The sequence below is a fragment of the Providencia sp. PROV024 genome (assembly GCF_032709665.1).
Taxonomy (GTDB): Bacteria; Pseudomonadota; Gammaproteobacteria; order Enterobacterales; family Enterobacteriaceae; genus Providencia; species Providencia huashanensis.
In genome coordinates, this window is the sequence record NZ_CP120545.1 from 3596382 (window position 1) to 3614945 (window position 18564).

Sequence of the window (18564 nt, forward strand, 5' to 3'; positions counted from 1 at the left end):
TTTTCTGTTCATTTTTACTAAAAAACCGTAAGCTGATATAAGTTTTTCTATCGATATCACTACGGAAAGATAAAGATGACGGCACTTCCTACTCCCTATCTCTCACCAAACCAATTTGGTCCCCACGACCTTGAACTCAGTGCCTTAAGGCAACATGTCGATGATTTTGACCATTGGCTAGAGGAAGCATTCAACCAAGGTAAAGATGTCGTTGACCTAGTTCATATTCGCAGTGACTACCTCGATGCTTTACTGACTCGTCTCTGGCAATCATTTAAATTTGAAAAACAGTCAGGGATGTCACTGATTGCGGTTGGTGGCTATGGCCGTCATGAGCTGCACCCACTTTCTGATATTGATATCTTAGTGTTAAGTAAAGAGCCACTACCTGAGACATTAGCAGCTCAAATTGGGCAATTTATTACTTTATTGTGGGATCTTCGCTTTGATATTGGTCATAGCGTTCGTTCTTTATCTGAATGTATAGAAGCCGGCAATGCAGACCTCACAACCGCAACAAATTTAATTGAATCAAGGCTAATTTGTGGTGACATTGCCCTCTTTTTACAGTTACAAAAAACGATTTTCAGTGATGAATTTTGGCCTTCCGCTGTCTTTTTTGCCGCTAAAATTGAAGAACAACAAGAACGCCATCAACGCTACCATAGCACTAGCTACAACTTAGAACCTGATATTAAAAGCAGCCCTGGTGGCTTGCGGGATATACATACCTTACTATGGGTAGGTAGGCGTCACTTTGGGGCAACAACCGTCGATGAAATGGTGGGTTTTGGTTTTTTAACCGAAGAGGAACACCAAGAACTCAAAGAATGTTTAGTCTTTTTATGGAAAATTCGCTTCGCCTTACACTTAGTGGTTAAACGCCATGATAATAGACTGTTATTTGACCGCCAGTTTAGTGTAGCCAATCTATTGGGTTATCAAGGTGATAAAAACCAACCTGTTGAGCGAATGATGAAAGATTTTTATCGTGTCACTCGGCGCGTTAGAGAACTAAATCAAATGTTATTACAACTATTTGATGAAGCCATTTTGACCCTCAACCCCGATGAAAAGCCTCGTCCTATTGATTCTCAATTCCAGCTTCGTGGCTCGTTAATTGATATGATTGATGATGACCTATTCATTAACCAGCCTGCCACTATCTTAAAAATGTTCTACCAAATGGCCCGCTATCCCAATATTACAGGGATTTACTCAACCACTTTACGGCAATTACGTTTTGCGCGACGAAATCTTGTGAAGCCGCTCTGTGAACTGCCAGAAGCACGAAAACTATTCCTTAAAATATTATGCCATCCAAGAGCAATCAAAGGTGCGTTTGTCCCTATGCACCTTCACAGTGTCCTAAGCGCTTATACGCCTCTTTGGAGCAATATTGTTGGCCAAATGCAATTCGACCTATTCCATGCTTATACCGTCGATGAACACACAATTCGCGTCTTGCAAAAAATTGATAGTTTTACCCTAGAAGAAAATCGCCGCGATCACCCGCTTTGTGTCAGTGTTTACCCTAAATTACTTCAACCTGAGATTTTACGGCTAGCCGCTATTTTCCATGATATTGCTAAAGGGCGTTCAGGAGATCATTCTGATCTTGGAGCCGAATTTGTGTATGACTTCGCCTTATTACATGGTTTTTCGAGCAAAGAAGCAGGTCTTGCCGCTTGGTTAGTAAAAAACCACTTACTGATGTCAGTAACCGCTCAAAGGCGGGACATTCAAGACCCCGATATCATTAAGCAGTTTGCAGCTGAAGTAAAAACAGTTTCGCGTCTTAATTATTTAATGTGCTTGACCGTCGCTGATATTTGCGCGACCAACAGCACATTATGGAATAGCTGGAAACAAAGTTTAATCCGCGAGTTATTTTTATCCACTGAGCACCAGTTAAATCAAGGGATGCAAAGCACGCCTGATTTGCGCCAACGTATCCGCCATCACCGTTATCAAGCTTTATCATTATTACGGCAGTCCCCTATTAACGAAGAAAAATTGCAAGCGCTTTGGTCCCGTTGTCACGCCGACTATTTTTTGCGTCACACCCCATCACAACTGGCTTGGCACGCCAAACATTTGCTAGCGCATGATTTAAGCCAACCGCTTGTCCTGATAAGCACCCAACCTAAACATGGTGGCACTGAAATTTTTATTTGGTGCCATGATAAACCCCATTTATTTGCAGCTGTTGCTAGTGAACTTGATAGGCGTAATTTAAGTATTCACAGTGCGCAGATCTTTACTAATAAAGATAATATGGCAATGGATACTTTTGTGGTGTTAGAGCCTAACGGGAATGCATTGTCGAAAGATAGATATGAACATATCCGTAAAATGTTGTTGCTAGCGGTGCAACAACCTGAAATTTCGCTACCAAAACCACGCACTATTCCATCTAAATTACGTCATTTTACGGTTCCAACAAAAGTCAATTTTTTACATTCAACGAATGATCGCCGTACCTATATGGAATTATTTGCCTTAGATCAACCAGGGTTATTAGCGCGAATTGGGCATGTTTTTGCTCAAATGGAAATTTCGCTATATGGCGCACGGATCACCACTATTGGCGAAAAAGTTGAAGATTTCTTTGTGTTAGCAGATAAAGAGCACCAAGCCTTAAGTAAAAATATGCAACAAGAGTTATCAGAAAGGTTGACAGAAGCCCTAAAATCGAAGGATAAAATATAGCGCTCATCGCATTATTGCGGTCAACGCTTACTTTCATGTCATTCAAGAGGGAAATACAATCAATGCAGCATTTACAGGCGATCATTGAACAAGCATTCGAAGATAGAAGCAGTATTACACCAAATACCGTCTCTATCCCAGTAAAACAAGCCGTTTTAGAGACTATTGCATTACTTGATAGCGGTAAATTACGTGTCGCAGAAAAAATTGCTGGTGTTTGGGTTACACATCAATGGCTCAAAAAAGCCGTGTTGTTATCATTTCGTATTCAAGATAACCAAGTCATTGATGGCGCTGAAAGCCGTTATTTCGATAAAGTCCCAATGAAATTTGCCGACTACGACCAAGCTCGCTTCGAAAAAGAAGGTTTTCGCGTTGTTCCACCAGCCGCTGTACGTAAAGGGGCTTACATTGCTAAAAATAGCGTCTTAATGCCATCATACGTCAACATAGGGGCTTATGTTGATGAAGGCACCATGGTTGATACATGGGCGACAGTCGGCTCTTGTGCGCAAATTGGTAAAAATGTTCACTTATCTGGCGGCGTTGGCATTGGTGGTGTTTTAGAACCATTACAAGCAAACCCGACAATAATTGAAGATAACTGCTTTATTGGTGCTCGCTCAGAAGTGGTTGAGGGTGTGATTGTTGAAGAAGGCTCCGTTATTTCAATGGGGGTTTATCTGGGACAAAGCACAAAAATTTATGATCGCGAAACTGGCGAAATCTTTTACGGTCGTGTACCTGCGGGGTCTGTCGTTGTTTCCGGTAACTTGCCTTCCAAAGACGGTAGCTATAGCCTTTACTGTGCTGTTATTGTTAAAAAGGTCGACGAGAAAACACGGGGTAAAGTAGGGATCAATGAATTATTAAGAAGTATTGATGAATAATTCCTATCAGCCACTACTTACCATCTAAAAACCTATTACTCAGTTTTTGTAATCATTTCATAGTAATTAGGTTAAACATGAAGCTATCCCGAAGCGCATACCTTGTATGCAAATCGGGTGGCCATATTCAATACACTTTCGTTAATATTTCATTTTGTGGTTCATCTGAGCGCATTAATTGCAAAGAGAAGTTTGTCAATTTCAAGAAATCGCGCATAATATGTCCGTGACTTTTGCCGTTTACCATCAATAAAACTGTATTATTTTATTTTTCATTATAATGATGCTATTGCAAAATGACGTAATAGGGTATTTCCAACCTACGTCTTTAAACCAGTAGTACCATAAAGGGAAATAGACCGATATTGTTACGGCCTTGCTCACACTATCACTTTGTTTACCGACTCTGTTCCTACAGTAAAGCGAGCTAACATGTACGATAATTTGAAAAGTTTAGGCATCAGTAACCCCCAAGACATTGACCGCTATTCCTTGCGTCAAGAAGCGAATAATGACATTTTAAAAATCTATTTTCGCAAAGATAAAGGGGAGTTTTTCGCTAAAAGCGTAAAATTCAAATACCCACGCCAACGTAAAACGATTGCCGATGGCGGTAATAATTTCAAAGAAATTAACGAGATCAATACTAACCTACGTTATGCGATTGAAGAACTAGACCAAATTTGCCAAACAGAGCAAACTGATATTGATTTAAAACACAAAATTCTTGATGACTTACGCCATTTAGAACATGTTGTTTCAAATAAAATTGCAGAAATTGAAGCTGACCTCGAAAAACTTACCCGTAAATAATTTACAGGCGAAGTGATTATATACTGCGCCGTAGCATTACCGCTATTTATTATAAATATGGGTAATCCCACGGTGCAGGCATTTAAAGTAGCTCAGCCCAAGCTTCAATCCAACTCTTCGCATATTCTTCTGGCGTGTCCACTTCAATTGCATCAATAAATAAAATATCACCAATACGTGTAGCTGATTGTTCGGCTAATAGCTCATCAAAACGGACCCCAGCCCCGCAAAAACTTTCATAACTGCTATCACCTAAAGCAATTAGGCCGTAACGTAAATCAGGTTGATAACCAACAACATCGTTAATTTCACTAAACAACGGCGCTATAGTATCGGGCAAATCCCCTTGGCCTGTAGATGAAGTCACAATTAAGGCAATTTCTTCACCTGAATTGTAGTGTTGCCAATCATTCAAGGTAGGTTCGTCAAAGACAACCACTTCATGCCCTTGCTGTTCTAAAATTTCTTGTGCCGTTTCTGCAACAGCCAAAGAGTTACCATAGACAGTTCCAACAAAAATGCCTATTTTTGACATAACACCCCCTCTATTTCTTATTCATTTGACGAATTAATAACGTTTATTCCTAACTTTACAACCTTATCTGACCACCCAAATTGTTCAATTAATGACAACCATTGTGTGTCCCACGGCGCAACTAGTGATATATTTTCTTTTGTTATCGGGTGATTTAAATTTAATAAACTGGCATGCAACATCAGTCGTGATACTGAAAAATTCGCATTAACTCCCCGGTTCTGCCGCAAATCACCATGTTTACTATCGCCAATAATAGGATGACGAAGGTGAGACATGTGCCTTCTTAGTTGATGCTTACGGCCTGTTTCCGGCCTTAATTCAACCAAGCTGAACCTAGATGTGTCGTAGCGCCCGATAGCAATAGGGCATTCAACGGTGGCGATTGGCTTACAATGAGTAATACATTCCTGTAAAACGGGCTCACGAGACGCGTGTTTATCCGCAATTTTATCTAACTCTTCTAAGAGTGGATAATCGATGGTTTGCTCTTCGGTTAAATAGCCACGAACGATAGCATGATATACTTTTTCTAACTGGTGGCTTTCAAACTGTGCAGCTAACAGCCTTGCAACCTCACTCGACAACGCAAAAAGCAATACACCTGATGTAGGCCTATCAAGCCGATGAATAGGATACACATATTGCCCAATTTGATCTCGCAGCGTTTGCATGACAAACACCGTTTCTTTGCTATCTAACCAACTGCGATGCACTAGCATACCTGCCGGTTTATTCACCGCAACCATATACTCATCGTGATAAATGATTTCCAGCATTAATTATTCACCCGCTCGTTTTCGCTGAAAAAAGGCCGTCTAGCTCACGCAAGTGATGAATAACCAATGTATAACGCTCTTCTTCGTCATGCTTATAAGCCTCTTCAAAATAAGGGGCAACTGCAAAGCTTGTCGGCAATACCGCTTTTTGCTCAATCAGTATCTGCAAGCGAGGGATCAAAACCCATTGTAACCATTCCGAAGCTTCCATTGTATCAATACAAAAGGGTTCAACACTTTTAAAAGCTTCAGGACTTGGTGGCTGTTCATTCCAAAGGGATTTTAATTTCATTTCCTCTTCTAGATGACAAAGTTTTTCAATAATGCGTTGTTCAATATTCATGCTTAAACCTATTTAATTATCACAAAGCAAATATACTTTATTTTTCATCACAATTCTGTCGGATAAATGGGGTTAAAAACGAGGAAATACAAGTTTATTGATATCTCTATACCATTATTTTCTGCTTAATTATCTGCTCGACTTAACTTGATAAGTTTCGTTGATGATTTGTTTCGATTGATAAAAGTAAAATCAAATGTTTTTCAATTTAATGCAAACAAAATAATTAACAATAAAATGGTTTATCTATGGGATTACTAAAGCAGTGGCGTAAGGAAAATAAAGTTTGGCGAGCTTTTAACTCAAAATATGTTGAATTAAAAAGAAAAATTCGTATTACTAAACTTCCTACTGAGCAATATAAACACTATCAGGTAATGTGCCAAAACTACCGTTGTGCTCAATTTTCGGCGGCAATTGAAGGTGTTCCTCATTTCATTGAACGACCGATTAATAAATACCTTCATAAGGCTTGGACTGGAAAGCAAAAGTTGCTTACGGCTAGCTATACACTTAATTTAGTTGAAACAACATTTAAACCTGAAGCTATCGAAGCCATGTTTTGTGATAAACGTGAAGGGCTTGTTGTGGCTAATATTGAGTTAAAATCAGGGGATTTTGCTCAATTAACCTTAATATATTCACAATACCCAAGAGAAGGTGACCTCACTCTACACCTGAAAAATGAAACAGGTGATGAGATCTATTTAATGAGTTTTTCTTTCGGCCCTGAAGGCCAACTTTATGTATGCTCCTTACAAGGGCCTTCAACCGAGCAAAGTGTTGACCAAGTTAGGTTAATTACTAAACAAATGCACGGTATGAGACCTAAGAATTTATTAATGTCCGCAGTTTATGCTGTCGCTACTTTTTTCCATGTAAAATCAATATTAGGCGTTTCTAACCAATGCCATATTAAGAGCCAACATTTAAAATCAAGTTATGATACTTTTTGGTTAGAGTGCAATGGGACGCAAACCGCAGACGGCTGGTTCCAATTGCCAATTCAAGAGCCTGTACGCGATATAGAATCAGTCAAAAGCCAACGCCGAGCTGAGTTTCGCCGTCGCGAAGCGCTGCGCGATGCAATGACCCAAGAAATTATTATGTCATTAACTAAAAACTCCCAGCATAACAGCCATTAATATTTCGTTCGCAGGCCTTGCGTTAGCAAGAATGTAAATGATAACTAGCCGTTAATAAAAATGCCTTGAAGAACCATAACCAATAAAGCCTATTATTAACTCTATAATATTTATCAGGAAAAAAGCCAGTCAACCTTGGTTGACTGGCTTACGCTTTAGGGCTTATGCATCCTGCAAAATGACATCCTGTCACTCAACATCCTGTTGAATAAAAGCATGTTAATAGGTGTTTTAACCTATTTAGCAATCCCTCGCCTTACTTTTAAAAATTTTTACACCCTATAATTAGGTATAAAAAGCTAAACTGACTTACCCTGTCCAGCGAGATAAGAATGTATGAAACCGCTTACTAAAACAACCTAGTATGGCTTGCAATAATTCAATAATATTAAATGAAATATCACGTACGGTAGTAACGCCATGAAATAAAAAGTTAAATAATTATCATTCTTATAAAAGAAAAAAACTTTAAGATATTGCTTAACTTAATTGTAAGCTTTTACCTACACCAAGTTGTAATAAAATGCTTACCCCTTTGGCTCCACAATGACAGTCAGCTCTTCAAGAAAACAGGTTAAATTCGAAGAAAGTACTCGTCTTTCTTTACTACCAAATTTTTCTAGGATTATTTCACCACTAAGATTACACATTGATATCATTTCAAGTTCAGAATCTAAGGTTGCAATAAACAACGTTGGCGGCAGCTTTAAACGCTTTTGAGTGACCAAATGGCCAATTAAATTTTCCTGTAAGCGAATAAAGTCATCCTCATTCCAAACTTGCACTAAATTAAGGGTAATATCACGAAATGTCGCTTTCATATCACCAGCTAACTGAGTGGTATAAAAAGTGTGGATATCACTTTGCAAATTGATATCTAATGCAGTAGCGACTTTATCCAGGGTTGCCCCCTTAATTGGAAATGTTTGAGGCTCCCAATACACCCAGTTTTCGCCAGTGCGAACAATACAAGGGGATGGAATACCATATAAATCCGTTGAAGCGGGCGGTAAACCAGTTTGTTGTTGCCATTGAGAAACATATTTCTCAGTAAAGTTATGCAATGCGACAGAAAGTGTTGTATTCATATTTATATGGTTTTATAGCTGCGTTAAATTGAAAGACGTCAACAAGGTGGATAAATGGTATTATGGCAGAAGTTTACGGGCGAATAAAATGTACCAGTTTCTGCCTTTTAACCTCATTCTCGTTTATGAAGTACAAGGACCAATATGTCACACTACCAGAATAATCCCGCACTTGATAATTTAACGTTAGGGAAAAAAACGGCTTATCATGACCAATATGATGTAACATTACTCCAAGCCGTTCCTCGCAGCCTAAATCGCTCTCCTTTAGCGATCTACGCCGATGCACTTCCCTTTCATGGTGCAGATATCTGGACAATGTACGAGCTTTCTTGGCTAAACCAACGTGGTGTCCCTCAAGTTGCGATTGGTTCAATCAGTGTTGATGCCCATAGTGAAAACCTTATTGAATCCAAAAGTTTTAAGCTATATCTCAACAGCTTTAACCAAACATGCTTTGAAACTTGGGAAAATGTGCGAAGCGTTTTGCAAAATGATTTAAGCCGCTGTGCTAATGGTAAGGTTAGCGTTACACTTTATAAATTGGATGATTTTTCCCATCAACCTATCCAACCATTGCAAGGGATATGTATTGATGATCAGGAAATTGATATCAATAATTATGAATTTAACCGTGACTACTTAACAAATAGTACGCAAGAAGATATCGTCGAAGAAACCTTAGTTAGCCATTTGTTAAAATCAAATTGTTTAATTACTAATCAACCTGATTGGGGCTCAGTACAAATTCACTATTGCGGTGCGAAAATTAATCGTGAAGCCCTATTACGTTATTTAATTTCATTTCGCCATCATAATGAGTTTCATGAACAATGTGTTGAACGTATTTTTAATGATATTACACAACTGTGTAAACCCGATAAATTAAGTGTTTATGCACGTTATACTCGCCGTGGAGGGCTTGATATTAACCCATGGCGAAGTAATGAGGATTTTACGCCTGAATTAGGTCGTTTAGCACGGCAATAAGTATCCATGTAGTTGAAAAACAATTGAAAGTAAATGTTACCCATGCATTTACAGTACAATTCACATATCAAGAACCCACTGGGTAAAGGAGTACTACTTGATTACTCATATCAGTCCATTAGGATCTATGGATCTACTATCTCAACTTGAAGTTGATATGCTAAAACGTACGGCCAGTAGCGATTTGTACCAATTATTTAGAAATTGCTCTTTAGCCGTTCTACACTCAGGCAGCCTTACTGATAGCAGTAAAGAGCTATTAGAAAAAAGCAAAGATTTTGATATCAATGTATTACGTCGTGAGCGCGGTGTTAAACTAGAACTTATAGACCCGCCAGAAAAAGCCTTTGTTGACGGTAAAATCATCCGTACATTGCAAGCAAACCTATTCTCAGTATTACGTGATATCCTGTTCGTTCATGCACAAATTACCTACGCAAAAGAACAATTCCATTTAGACCTTGAAAATGGAGCTCATATTACTAATATGATTTTCTCCATTTTGCGTAATGCCCGCGCATTACATATTGATGAAGACCCAAGCATGATTGTGTGCTGGGGCGGTCACTCCATTAATGAAATCGAATACCAGTATGGTCGTAAAGTTGGTAACGAACTTGGCTTACGTGAGCTCAATATTTGTACTGGCTGTGGGCCAGGAGCAATGGAAGCACCAATGAAAGGTGCTGCTGTAGGGCATGCTCAACAACAGTATAAAAATAGCCGTTTTATTGGTTTAACAGAGCCATCAATTATTGCCGCAGAGCCACCTAACCCACTGGTAAATGAGCTGATTATTATGCCTGACATTGAAAAACGCTTAGAAGCGTTTGTTCGATTAGGCCACGGCATTATTATTTTCCCTGGGGGGGTAGGAACTGCTGAAGAACTACTTTACTTACTGGGTATCTTAATGGACCCAGCCAACAGCGAACAAGTTCTGCCGCTTATCTTAACGGGTCCAAAAGAAAGTGCTGAATATTTTACCGTTTTAGATGACTTTATCCGTCATACCTTAGGTGAAGATGCCAGTAAGCATTACCAAATCATTATTGACGATGCCCAAGAAGTCGCCCGAGTAATGAAGCAAAGCATGCCAAAAGTTAAAGAGAACCGCCGTAGCACCGGTGATGCCTATAGCTTCAACTGGTCAATTAAAATTGCTCAAGATTTACAACACCCATTCGAACCAACGCATGAAAATATGGCTTCATTGAACCTTCATCCTGGTCAAGAACCTGAAAAACTGGCCTCTGATTTACGCCGCGCTTTCTCTGGGATTGTTGCTGGCAACGTAAAAGAGTTTGGTATGAAGGCAATAGAAAAACACGGGCCATTTAAAATCCACGGTGATACCGAACTCATGAAACGGATGGATATTTTACTGCAAGGCTTCGTAGAACAGCACCGCATGAAGCTACCAGGTGGTACAGCTTATGAGCCTTGCTACGAAATTGTAAAATAAGTATGGTCTACAAGTAAGGATAAACATTTTAGGTATGGCGTATTTATGATCCATTTATTAATTATTGATGCACTAAACTTAATACGCCGCATCCATGCGGTGCAAGGAAGCCCGTGTGGTGAAACCTGCTTATCTGCCATATCCCAATTATTAAATCATACCGCTGCAACTCATATTGTGGCGGTATTTGATGAGGAAGGGCGGCATCAAAGTTGGCGTCATGAAAAACTACCCGATTACAAAGCGGGTCGACAGCCTATGCCTGAGGATTTACAAGCTGAACTGCCAACTCTCATTGCTCTTTTCCAAGAAAAGGGGATACATTGCTGGCAATCTGAAGGAGATGAAGCAGATGATTTAGCGGCGACCTTAGCAACACGCATTGCTGGGTCGGGGCATACAGTTACCATCGTATCCACAGACAAAGGTTATTGCCAATTATTATCTCCGAATATTCGAATTCGTGATTATTTTCAAAAACGCTGGCTCGATGTTCCGTTTATTGAGAAGGAATTTGGCGTTACACCTGAGCAACTCCCTGATTACTGGGGGCTTGCCGGTATTAGCAGTAGTAAAGTGCCTGGGGTTGCAGGGATTGGCCCTAAAAGTGCAACGCAGCTTTTACAACAATATCATTCAATTGAAAATTTATTTGCTCATTTATCGAAACTAGAAGAAAAATGGCAAAAAAAGTTAGTCGATCAGCAGCAAATTGCATTGATTTGCCGTGATATTGCAACATTAAAAACAGATATAGCTTTGCAAGGTAATTTAAATCAACTACGTTACTACACTAAATAAACACACAAAAAAGGCCACACTTGGCGGCCTTTAGAATGGTAGTACACTAACTAGTAATATTCACGCGCCATTGGGTTGGCAGACCAAATTCTCATCACATGTACAGTGACTTCTTCTCGGTCATGATAAAGTTGCTTAGCTTGAATTAACACATTCACACCTTGCTCTTTTAGCTGTGTTTTCATCTTTTCCAGAATATGTGAAACTTCTTCATAACGCTTTTTCATTGGCAACTTGAGATTGAAAATAGCTTCCCGACACCAACCTTGTGCTAGCCAATCAGTCATCAGTGCAGCCACCTTCGCCGGTTTTTCAACCATATCACATACTAACCAAGTAATGTTTTGTGAACTTGGCTGAAACTTAAAACCATCAGCTCGGTGGTGTTTAACTTGCCCAGTATCCATTAAGCTTTCTGCCATTGGGCCATTATCTACGGCATGAACCATCATACTGCGCTTCACTAATTGGTATGTCCAACCTCCCGGACATGCCCCTAAATCAACTGCGTTCATACCGCTTGCTAACCGCTCTTCCCACTCTTCATACGGAATAAATACATGAAAAGCTTCTTCGAGTTTTAATGTTGAGCGACTTGGCGCATCTGATGGAAATTTTAATCGCGGGATACCCATATAAAAATTCGAACTGTTATTGGTATAGGAATACCCTGTATAACAGCAACCCGGAGCAATAAAAAATACATGGATCACTGGGCGCTTAAAATTTTCAAGAGGAAGTAAAATTTTCTCTTTACGTAACGCATTACGTAAAGGCACCGTAAACTTACGGCAGAACTTCATTAACTCTTTAGATTCATTCGTGTCTGCCACTTCAACACGAATATCACCCGCTCGAGCAACTTGCTGGCTCAGCGCGTTTATAATCGGGGTAATACGATCCTCTGGCGGCAGATCTTTTAGTAAATCCCCCACCACAATCATTTGACGAGCAAAAATTAACTCTCGAAAAGGCAACGTCCGCGCGAGTGTATCTGCATCTTCTGCTTGGTAACACTCAAAAATAACATAACCACTATTTTCTTTTACCCGAGCAAAACCATAAATTTCTTTTTGCCCGGCTTTGTCTGTAATCTCTGCTGCACACTCTTTCTCAAAGCCTGGACGGCAATATAGTGCAATTTTATTACTCATTACGTGACGCCGATTTCCTTAGACGCATAGCGCCAATTACTACTAACAGCCAGCCAATCAGGAAACATACTCCCCCTATTGGCGTAAAATAAGAAAAGTATTTTACCTGCAATAGGGCCATACAATAAAGACTACCGCTAAAAAGAAGTATGCCAACTGAAAAAAATACCCCTGACCAGTAAAACCATAGAACCACTTTACGCAATAAAACTGCACCTAACACCATAAGCGCAACAGTATGTAACATCTGATAACGTAAGCCTGTTTCAATCCAGTCCATTTGGTGGACACTCATGATTGACGACAACGCATGAGAGCCTATAGCCCCAAAAGCAACAGTAAAGAAGCCACTAATCCCAGCAAAAATTAACATCAAACGACTATTCACAGTAACACCTTTTTATTTAACTACTTGATTACTGAATAAGCGCCACATCTTGGTCACCCGTAATAAAGCCTAATTTTTCTTGTTCACTCGCTGCTTGCCCTAAGATCCACTGGCGAAATGCCGCTATTTTGCCCAAATCTGCTTGGCTTTCTTGGCAGACTAAATAAAATTCATTTTTACTCACCAATACTTCACTGAAGGGGCAAACTAAACGCCCTGCATCAATTTCATTTTTGGCCATCACATTATTTGTTAATGCAATACCTTGCCCATGTACAGCAGCTTGGATAACCATAGCACTATGACTAAAAATAGGCCCTTGCTGTACATTGACCACATTCTGTAACTCTAGTTGTTTAACATACGCTTGCCAGTCTCTTCGAGAAGAATCGTGAAGTAACGTATGTTTTGCTAAATCTTCGGGATTTTTAAGTTGGTTATCACCTGTTAATAACGATGGTGAACATACTGGCATTAGATATTCAGCATACAGCCGATCCGTTCTTAACCCTGACCAATTTCCTCTACCGTAGAAAATAGCGACATCAACATCATCTGCCAATTTATCTTCTTCTCTATCCACAGCCTGTATTCTTACATCAATACCAGGATAAGCTTGGTTAAAGCCTGAAAGCCTTGGTACAAGCCATTGGATAGCAAAGCTTGGTGACAAACTTACTGTTAGAGCTCCTTTCGCGCTTCGCGCTTGAAGCTTGCGTGTCGCCTCATTTAAAGAAGAGAAAATTTCTTTAATATCAAGATAATAGCTCTGCCCTTCTTCCGTTAATAATAATGAACGATTACGTCGGCGAAACAGCTTGAGCCCAAGAAAATCCTCCAAACTTTTCATTTGGTGACTAACAGCAGCTTGCGTTACAAATAATTCTTCTGCAGCCTTAGTAAAACTTAAATGACGAGCTGCTGCATCAAAGACTCTCAGTGCATTCAGGGGCGGTAATCTTTTAGACATAATCACTTCTACTTGGCATATTGTTATTCATTAGTTTTTTTCATCCGAAGCATTATAATTTGTCCCTTGAGGATACGCCAGTAAATACCTATAGTATGCACACTTCCTAAGCCGGAACGAAAAGTTACAGAGTTTAGTTACTTTGGAACTTTTGGCTTTGTGGTTGTGATGTTGTGTTTGCAAGTTGTCTGGTTCAGCCAGACTTTGTAGCTTTGCTACTGTTTTTTTCACTTCCTGTACATTTACCCTGTCTGTCCATAGTGATTTTTATAGTGCACCGCCAACGCGCGGTGCTTTTTTTTGCTATTTATTTAAACCACTAACAATAAATACCTAAGCAATTTAACGTAATAAATACAATAATCTATAGATAACTACTAGTGTACCGAAAAAACTTTCAGTTAGATATTTAAGATAATTCTTGAAATATGTTCGTAAAGGATATCAATAAAATAATTTCTGAATAAAAAGGATTGCATTGTAATGCAAAACGCTAAATCATTTTAAAAACACATTCTAGATAATTGATAACAATTAATACCAAACGTAACAAAATATTTCAATGCTTAGGTTGAAAATGATATGTTTAAATTAATCAAAAAAATAACTATAAATGTACTAATAAATGTACAATCAAATTACACCACACTCAGCAATAGCCAATAACAGATAAATTTTGACTAAAAGAAAGAACTCATGGACCATTTTAGCGCCGCTTCATTTCGTCTCGCATTTCCTGCTTTAGACTCATCGACTCTATTTTTTGATAGCGCAGCTACCGCATTAAAACCCATAGCCATGATCGATGCTTCAAATAATTATTACCGTTTATCAGGTAGTTCTGTTTATCGGGGCCAATCCCCTGACGCCTTAAAATTAACTCGTGACTATGAACAAGGCCGTGTCCGCACTGCCAAATTGATTAATGCCCCCAGCGAAAAAAATATTATCTGGACGCGTGGAACTACTGAATCAATCAATTTAATTGCTCAGTGTTATTTTCGCTCAAGATTACAACCCGGTGATGAAATTATTGTAAGTGAAATCGAACATCACTCAAATTTATTACCTTGGATTATGCTAGCTCAACAAACTGGCGCTAAAATAATTAAATGGCCTGTTGAAAAAGACTTAACATTAAGCCTTGATGTGCTCAAATCAAAGCTCTCCACAAAAAGCAAACTTGTTGCTATCACACAAATGTCCAATGTAACGGGATATCAAACTGATTTACATGCTATAACTCAGTTGGCTCACCAAGTTGGGGCACTTGTTCTGGTTGATGGAGCACAAGGTGTAGTACATAGCCCAATAAATGTAAAAAAGCTGAATATTGATTTTTACGCATTTTCAGCCCACAAATTGTATGGCCCTACAGGGCTTGGGGTTTGTTATGCGAAAACTGAGCTATTAGAACAAATGAGCCCTTGGCACGGAGGAGGTAAAATGCTGACTGATGTCACATTTGACCATTTTACCCCTGCGCCTATCCCACAGCGTTTTGAGGCTGGAACACCAAATATTGCTGGCGTCATAGCCTTTTCTGCTGTCCTTAAGTGGCTAGAAGGTGTCGATTTAACTTCTGCTGAAGCTTATGCATGTTCCTTGGTGGAATACGCCAACGAGAAGCTGTCATTACTCCCCAATTTTATGAGTTATCACCCTTCTCACTCCTCTTTATTATCATTTAATTTTAAAGATATTCATCATAGCGATTTAGGTACCCTCTTGACCGAGCAAAATATTGCATTACGCTATGGTCAGCATTGTGCCCAACCCTTAATGGATGCATTGAATATTAGTGGGTGTTTGCGCATTTCAGTAATGCCTTATAACAACCAGCAAGACATCAATAAGTTTATCGATGCAGTCACACTCTCACTTTCTATACTAAATGATTAAATGAAGACTAAAGATACAGAAGGAAGCCTAATGACTTCGACTAAACATGATTTTGCTCCGCACCCTTTTGGTACAGAGATTGGAATTCAAGAAATAGTTGAACAATTTTCAACGTACAAAGCATGGGAAGATAAGTATCGTTTGCTCATCCAGCTTGCTAAAAAGTTACCACCATTAACTGACGATGAAAAGCAACAAACTCAAGAGGTTAAAGGCTGTGAAAACCGCGTCTGGATAGGTGCACTGCTCAATGATAATAATACGTTCCACTTTTATGGTGATAGTGAGGGGCGTGTAGTAAAAGGTTTATTTACCATTTTACTCGCGGCGGTAGAACAAAAAACAGCGCAGGAAATCATAGATATTAATTTTAATGATTTACTCACCCAAACTGGCTTACCGGCACAGCTAAGTGAATCCCGCCAAAATGGCATTCAATCACTCATTAGTGCAATTCAAAATATTGCCAGTGAAATGACGCCAGCATAATCAATGCTAGAAAGAGGCTATTTTATGGCCTCTTCCTATTCTTACTCACTTTGACTTGCCTGCCTTTGCGCTTTTGCAACCATTTTTTTGAGTGCATGAGAAACTGCGATAAAGCCAAAGCTCGCAGTTACCATGGTTACTGCGCCAAAACCTGCTGCGCAATCCATACGCTTAGAACCCTCGGCGGTGCTTTTAGCGGCACACACCGTCCCATCACTTTGCGGGTAAACTAATTGCTCAGTTGAGAAAACGCAATCAATACCAAGCTTGCCTTTGCCATTTTTCACGACATTAAAATCAGATTTCAAACGTTCACGTAGTTTGGCAGCTAATGGGTCCTGTATAGTTTTTGCGAGATCTGAAACTTGGATTTGCGTGGGGTCAATCTGCCCCCCGGCTCCCCCGGTCGTTACCACAGGGACTTTAAAGCGCCTGCAATACGCTAGCAGTGCAGCTTTTGGCCTAACACTATCAATCGCATCAATAACATAGTCAAACCCCGTACTAAGGTATTGAGCAGCATTATCAACAGTGATGAAATCATCAATCACATTCACTACACATTCAGGGTTTATTTCCAAAATGCGATTTTTCATGACTTCAACTTTGGGTAAGCCCACTGTCGATTTTATTGCATGTAATTGGCGGTTTGTATTGGTTACACAAATATCATCCATATCAATCAAAGTAATATAACCAATACCTGAACGAGCTAGCGCCTCAGCTGCCCATACACCAACCCCACCGACACCAATAACACAAATGTGAGATCGTGCAAAAAGATGAAGGGCTTGTTGCCCATATAAACGCCCGATCCCAGCAAAACGCTGCATCCAAGCATCTGAAAGCTTAGCTTGCATAATAACAAACAACCTTAGTTAAAACGTTAACTACATTGTACCAAAAAGCGGTTGGCTTTTTTTCAACACCCAAACTCGCCCATAATGATTATAAAAACCTGCCATTTTCCCAGCTTCATGGCCCGTTCCATGGTAAATATCAAAATGATGTCCTTTAATTGCCCCTCCGACATCTAAGGCAACCATCATACGCATTTCATACTGCCCCGTAAATTTACCATTACCGTCTAATACGGGGATTTCTGCAAGTAATGCGGTCCCAGGCGGAATTAATGTTTTATCTGATGCCACTGAAGCTTTAGCAATTAAAGGTACTGCACTCGCCCCCCTAACAGGGACAAATGATTGAGGCTTAAAGAAAACAAACGATGGGTTTTCTTCTAATAATTGGCGAACTTCTTGCTCACTGTGGTTATTTGTCCAATCATGGATAGCTTGCAAAGACATTTGGTTTAGTGGTACTTCTCCACGATCAACAAGCACTTTACCGATACTTTTGTATGCATGACCGTTTTTACCTGCGTAACCAAAGAAATTCAGTGGGCTGCCATCACCAAAGTCAACATAACCACTTCCTTGTACCTCCATCATAAAATTATCAACGACAGAGTTACTATAAGCTAAAATTAAATTATCACTCAATGCACCATTGTAAATAGCTGCTCGGCTAGGTAAGCGGGATTTTCTTTTCGGTGGCATACCATATAGAGGGTAACGAAATTCACCTTGTGGGACGCGTCTAGCCTCGATAACAGGCGTGTAATAACCAGTAAATTGCACATTCCCATAATTATCAGCTCCTTCCATTTGAAAAGCTGTTAAATTGAAATTAGCTAATTTCGCAGGTTCTCCCCCCGCCATTAACCAATTCTCGATAGCATGGTAGGTATCGCTGTTATTTTGAAATAAACGGGGTGATGCATTTTTGATCTCAACAACTTGTTGATTAAAATCAGGTGCATTAATAGGCCGACCTTGAACATTCACTTGGTTAACTTTTTGCAGGTCTTGTACTAAACGCCCATCTTTATATTGTTGGCCTTTATCCGTTGGATGAGTTTGGCATCCTGCCAATAAAGAAAAAAACACACTGATTACCAACCCATTTTTTACTGCTCGCTTATTTACAATTTTTGTCAGTCCTAAATTCATTCTCCACCACCCAAGCGCATCCAACAATCCAATATGAAACGCACAATAGCAAACCCAAATTGGGAATGAAACGAGTAAACATATTTAG

At 39.6% G+C, this 18564-nt stretch carries 18 protein-coding genes; 9 read left to right on the plus strand and 9 right to left on the minus strand.

The annotated features are described in order from the left end of the window. Nucleotides 1–75: 75 nt before the first annotated feature. The 3 genes from glnD (at nt 76) to P3L56_RS16600 (ending at nt 4415) form a co-directional block, all read left to right on the plus strand. Nucleotides 76–2712, plus strand: a complete 2637-nt coding sequence (gene glnD, locus P3L56_RS16590; RefSeq protein ID WP_048606321.1) for a bifunctional uridylyltransferase/uridylyl-removing protein GlnD — start codon at nt 76–78, stop codon at nt 2710–2712. Nucleotides 2713–2774: 62 nt separating this feature from the next. Beyond that, nucleotides 2775–3602, plus strand: a complete 828-nt coding sequence (gene dapD / locus P3L56_RS16595; RefSeq protein ID WP_042848990.1) for a 2,3,4,5-tetrahydropyridine-2,6-dicarboxylate N-succinyltransferase — start codon at nt 2775–2777, stop codon at nt 3600–3602. Nucleotides 3603–4034: 432 nt separating this feature from the next. Further along, complete coding sequence (locus tag P3L56_RS16600) at nt 4035–4415, plus strand: DUF3461 family protein (RefSeq protein ID WP_042848991.1); 381 nt, start codon at nt 4035–4037, stop codon at nt 4413–4415. Nucleotides 4416–4497: 82 nt separating this feature from the next. Here the strand turns inward: P3L56_RS16600 and P3L56_RS16605 are convergent, their stop codons facing one another. From P3L56_RS16605 to P3L56_RS16615, 3 genes are read right to left on the minus strand one after another with little or no spacing between them, the layout of a single operon-like run. After that, on the minus strand, nt 4498–4950 hold the full coding sequence (locus tag P3L56_RS16605; RefSeq protein ID WP_042848992.1) for a flavodoxin: 453 nt from the start codon (nt 4948–4950) through the stop codon (nt 4498–4500). A gap of 17 nt (nt 4951–4967) precedes the next feature. After that, a complete protein-coding gene (gene truC, locus P3L56_RS16610; RefSeq protein ID WP_198860895.1) occupies nt 4968–5729 on the minus strand; it encodes a tRNA pseudouridine(65) synthase TruC in 762 nt (253 codons plus the stop codon). Between the two features lie 7 nt (nt 5730–5736). Next, complete coding sequence (locus P3L56_RS16615) at nt 5737–6072, minus strand: YqcC family protein (protein WP_042848994.1); 336 nt, start codon at nt 6070–6072, stop codon at nt 5737–5739. Nucleotides 6073–6320: 248 nt separating this feature from the next. Here P3L56_RS16615 and P3L56_RS16620 point away from each other — a divergent pair, with 248 nt between their 5' ends. Beyond that, complete coding sequence (locus tag P3L56_RS16620; RefSeq protein ID WP_042848995.1) at nt 6321–7217, plus strand: DUF535 family protein; 897 nt, start codon at nt 6321–6323, stop codon at nt 7215–7217. 527 nt (nt 7218–7744) lie between these two features. Here P3L56_RS16620 and syd read toward each other — a convergent pair. After that, nucleotides 7745–8305 carry a SecY-interacting protein gene (gene syd, locus P3L56_RS16625; protein ID WP_042848996.1) on the minus strand — a complete coding sequence of 187 codons (561 nt, stop codon included), beginning with the start codon at nt 8303–8305 and terminating at the stop codon, nt 7745–7747. 144 nt (nt 8306–8449) lie between these two features. Between syd and queF the strand changes: the two genes are divergently transcribed. The 3 genes from queF (at nt 8450) to xni (ending at nt 11561) form a co-directional block, all read left to right on the plus strand. Then, the gene (queF, locus tag P3L56_RS16630; RefSeq protein ID WP_210831485.1) at nt 8450–9295 is read left to right on the plus strand and encodes an NADPH-dependent 7-cyano-7-deazaguanine reductase QueF; all 846 of its coding nucleotides are present in this window, start codon (nt 8450–8452) and stop codon (nt 9293–9295) included. A gap of 97 nt (nt 9296–9392) precedes the next feature. Then, on the plus strand, nt 9393–10760 hold the full coding sequence (gene ppnN / locus P3L56_RS16635; protein WP_042848998.1) for a nucleotide 5'-monophosphate nucleosidase PpnN: 1368 nt from the start codon (nt 9393–9395) through the stop codon (nt 10758–10760). 45 nt (nt 10761–10805) lie between these two features. Continuing rightward, complete coding sequence (gene xni, locus P3L56_RS16640) at nt 10806–11561, plus strand: flap endonuclease Xni (protein WP_210831486.1); 756 nt, start codon at nt 10806–10808, stop codon at nt 11559–11561. A 50-nt stretch (nt 11562–11611) separates the two neighbouring features. Here the strand turns inward: xni and rlmM are convergent, their stop codons facing one another. From rlmM to P3L56_RS16655, 3 genes are read right to left on the minus strand one after another with little or no spacing between them, the layout of a single operon-like run. Beyond that, entirely contained in the window at nt 11612–12715 is a 1104-nt protein-coding gene (gene rlmM, locus P3L56_RS16645) for a 23S rRNA (cytidine(2498)-2'-O)-methyltransferase RlmM (protein ID WP_129466378.1), read from the minus strand. Further along, nucleotides 12708–13103 carry a DUF423 domain-containing protein gene (locus P3L56_RS16650; protein ID WP_042849001.1) on the minus strand — a complete coding sequence of 132 codons (396 nt, stop codon included), beginning with the start codon at nt 13101–13103 and terminating at the stop codon, nt 12708–12710. The genes rlmM and P3L56_RS16650 overlap by 8 nt, the downstream gene beginning before the upstream one ends. A gap of 28 nt (nt 13104–13131) precedes the next feature. Next, the gene (locus tag P3L56_RS16655; RefSeq protein WP_272686211.1) at nt 13132–14073 is read right to left on the minus strand and encodes a transcriptional regulator GcvA; all 942 of its coding nucleotides are present in this window, start codon (nt 14071–14073) and stop codon (nt 13132–13134) included. Between the two features lie 696 nt (nt 14074–14769). Here P3L56_RS16655 and csdA point away from each other — a divergent pair. Together csdA and csdE are read left to right on the plus strand one after the other, a co-directional pair. Continuing rightward, nucleotides 14770–15975 carry a cysteine desulfurase CsdA gene (csdA, locus tag P3L56_RS16660; RefSeq protein WP_210831487.1) on the plus strand — a complete coding sequence of 402 codons (1206 nt, stop codon included), beginning with the start codon at nt 14770–14772 and terminating at the stop codon, nt 15973–15975. A 30-nt stretch (nt 15976–16005) separates the two neighbouring features. After that, on the plus strand, nt 16006–16464 hold the full coding sequence (gene csdE / locus P3L56_RS16665; RefSeq protein WP_048606312.1) for a cysteine desulfurase sulfur acceptor subunit CsdE: 459 nt from the start codon (nt 16006–16008) through the stop codon (nt 16462–16464). A 41-nt stretch (nt 16465–16505) separates the two neighbouring features. Here the strand turns inward: csdE and tcdA are convergent, their stop codons facing one another. Together tcdA and mltA are read right to left on the minus strand one after the other, a co-directional pair. After that, nucleotides 16506–17324, minus strand: coding sequence for a tRNA cyclic N6-threonylcarbamoyladenosine(37) synthase TcdA (gene tcdA, locus P3L56_RS16670; RefSeq protein WP_042849006.1), 819 nt, complete (start codon nt 17322–17324; stop codon nt 16506–16508). 30 nt (nt 17325–17354) lie between these two features. Further along, nucleotides 17355–18476 (minus strand): murein transglycosylase A, encoded by a 1122-nt coding sequence (mltA, locus tag P3L56_RS16675; protein ID WP_048606311.1) that lies wholly within the window; start codon nt 18474–18476, stop codon nt 17355–17357. Nucleotides 18477–18564 lie beyond the last annotated feature (88 nt).

Excerpts from the sequence above, each read along its gene's own strand:
- glnD (WP_048606321.1), top strand. The coding sequence starts at position 76 with ATGACGGCACTTCCTACTCCCTATCTCTCACCAAACCAATTTGGTCCC.
- dapD (WP_042848990.1), top strand. The coding sequence starts at position 2,775 with ATGCAGCATTTACAGGCGATCATTGAACAAGCATTCGAAGATAGAAGC.
- P3L56_RS16600 (WP_042848991.1), top strand. The coding sequence starts at position 4,035 with ATGTACGATAATTTGAAAAGTTTAGGCATCAGTAACCCCCAAGACATT.
- P3L56_RS16605 (WP_042848992.1), bottom strand. The coding sequence starts at position 4,950 with ATGTCAAAAATAGGCATTTTTGTTGGAACTGTCTATGGTAACTCTTTG.
- truC (WP_198860895.1), bottom strand. The coding sequence starts at position 5,729 with ATGCTGGAAATCATTTATCACGATGAGTATATGGTTGCGGTGAATAAA.
- P3L56_RS16615 (WP_042848994.1), bottom strand. The coding sequence starts at position 6,072 with ATGAATATTGAACAACGCATTATTGAAAAACTTTGTCATCTAGAAGAG.
- P3L56_RS16620 (WP_042848995.1), top strand. The coding sequence starts at position 6,321 with ATGGGATTACTAAAGCAGTGGCGTAAGGAAAATAAAGTTTGGCGAGCT.
- syd (WP_042848996.1), bottom strand. The coding sequence starts at position 8,305 with ATGAATACAACACTTTCTGTCGCATTGCATAACTTTACTGAGAAATAT.
- queF (WP_210831485.1), top strand. The coding sequence starts at position 8,450 with ATGTCACACTACCAGAATAATCCCGCACTTGATAATTTAACGTTAGGG.
- xni (WP_210831486.1), top strand. The coding sequence starts at position 10,806 with ATGATCCATTTATTAATTATTGATGCACTAAACTTAATACGCCGCATC.
- rlmM (WP_129466378.1), bottom strand. The coding sequence starts at position 12,715 with ATGAGTAATAAAATTGCACTATATTGCCGTCCAGGCTTTGAGAAAGAG.
- P3L56_RS16655 (WP_272686211.1), bottom strand. The coding sequence starts at position 14,073 with ATGTCTAAAAGATTACCGCCCCTGAATGCACTGAGAGTCTTTGATGCA.
- csdA (WP_210831487.1), top strand. The coding sequence starts at position 14,770 with ATGGACCATTTTAGCGCCGCTTCATTTCGTCTCGCATTTCCTGCTTTA.
- csdE (WP_048606312.1), top strand. The coding sequence starts at position 16,006 with ATGACTTCGACTAAACATGATTTTGCTCCGCACCCTTTTGGTACAGAG.
- tcdA (WP_042849006.1), bottom strand. The coding sequence starts at position 17,324 with ATGCAAGCTAAGCTTTCAGATGCTTGGATGCAGCGTTTTGCTGGGATC.
- mltA (WP_048606311.1), bottom strand. The coding sequence starts at position 18,476 with ATGAATTTAGGACTGACAAAAATTGTAAATAAGCGAGCAGTAAAAAAT.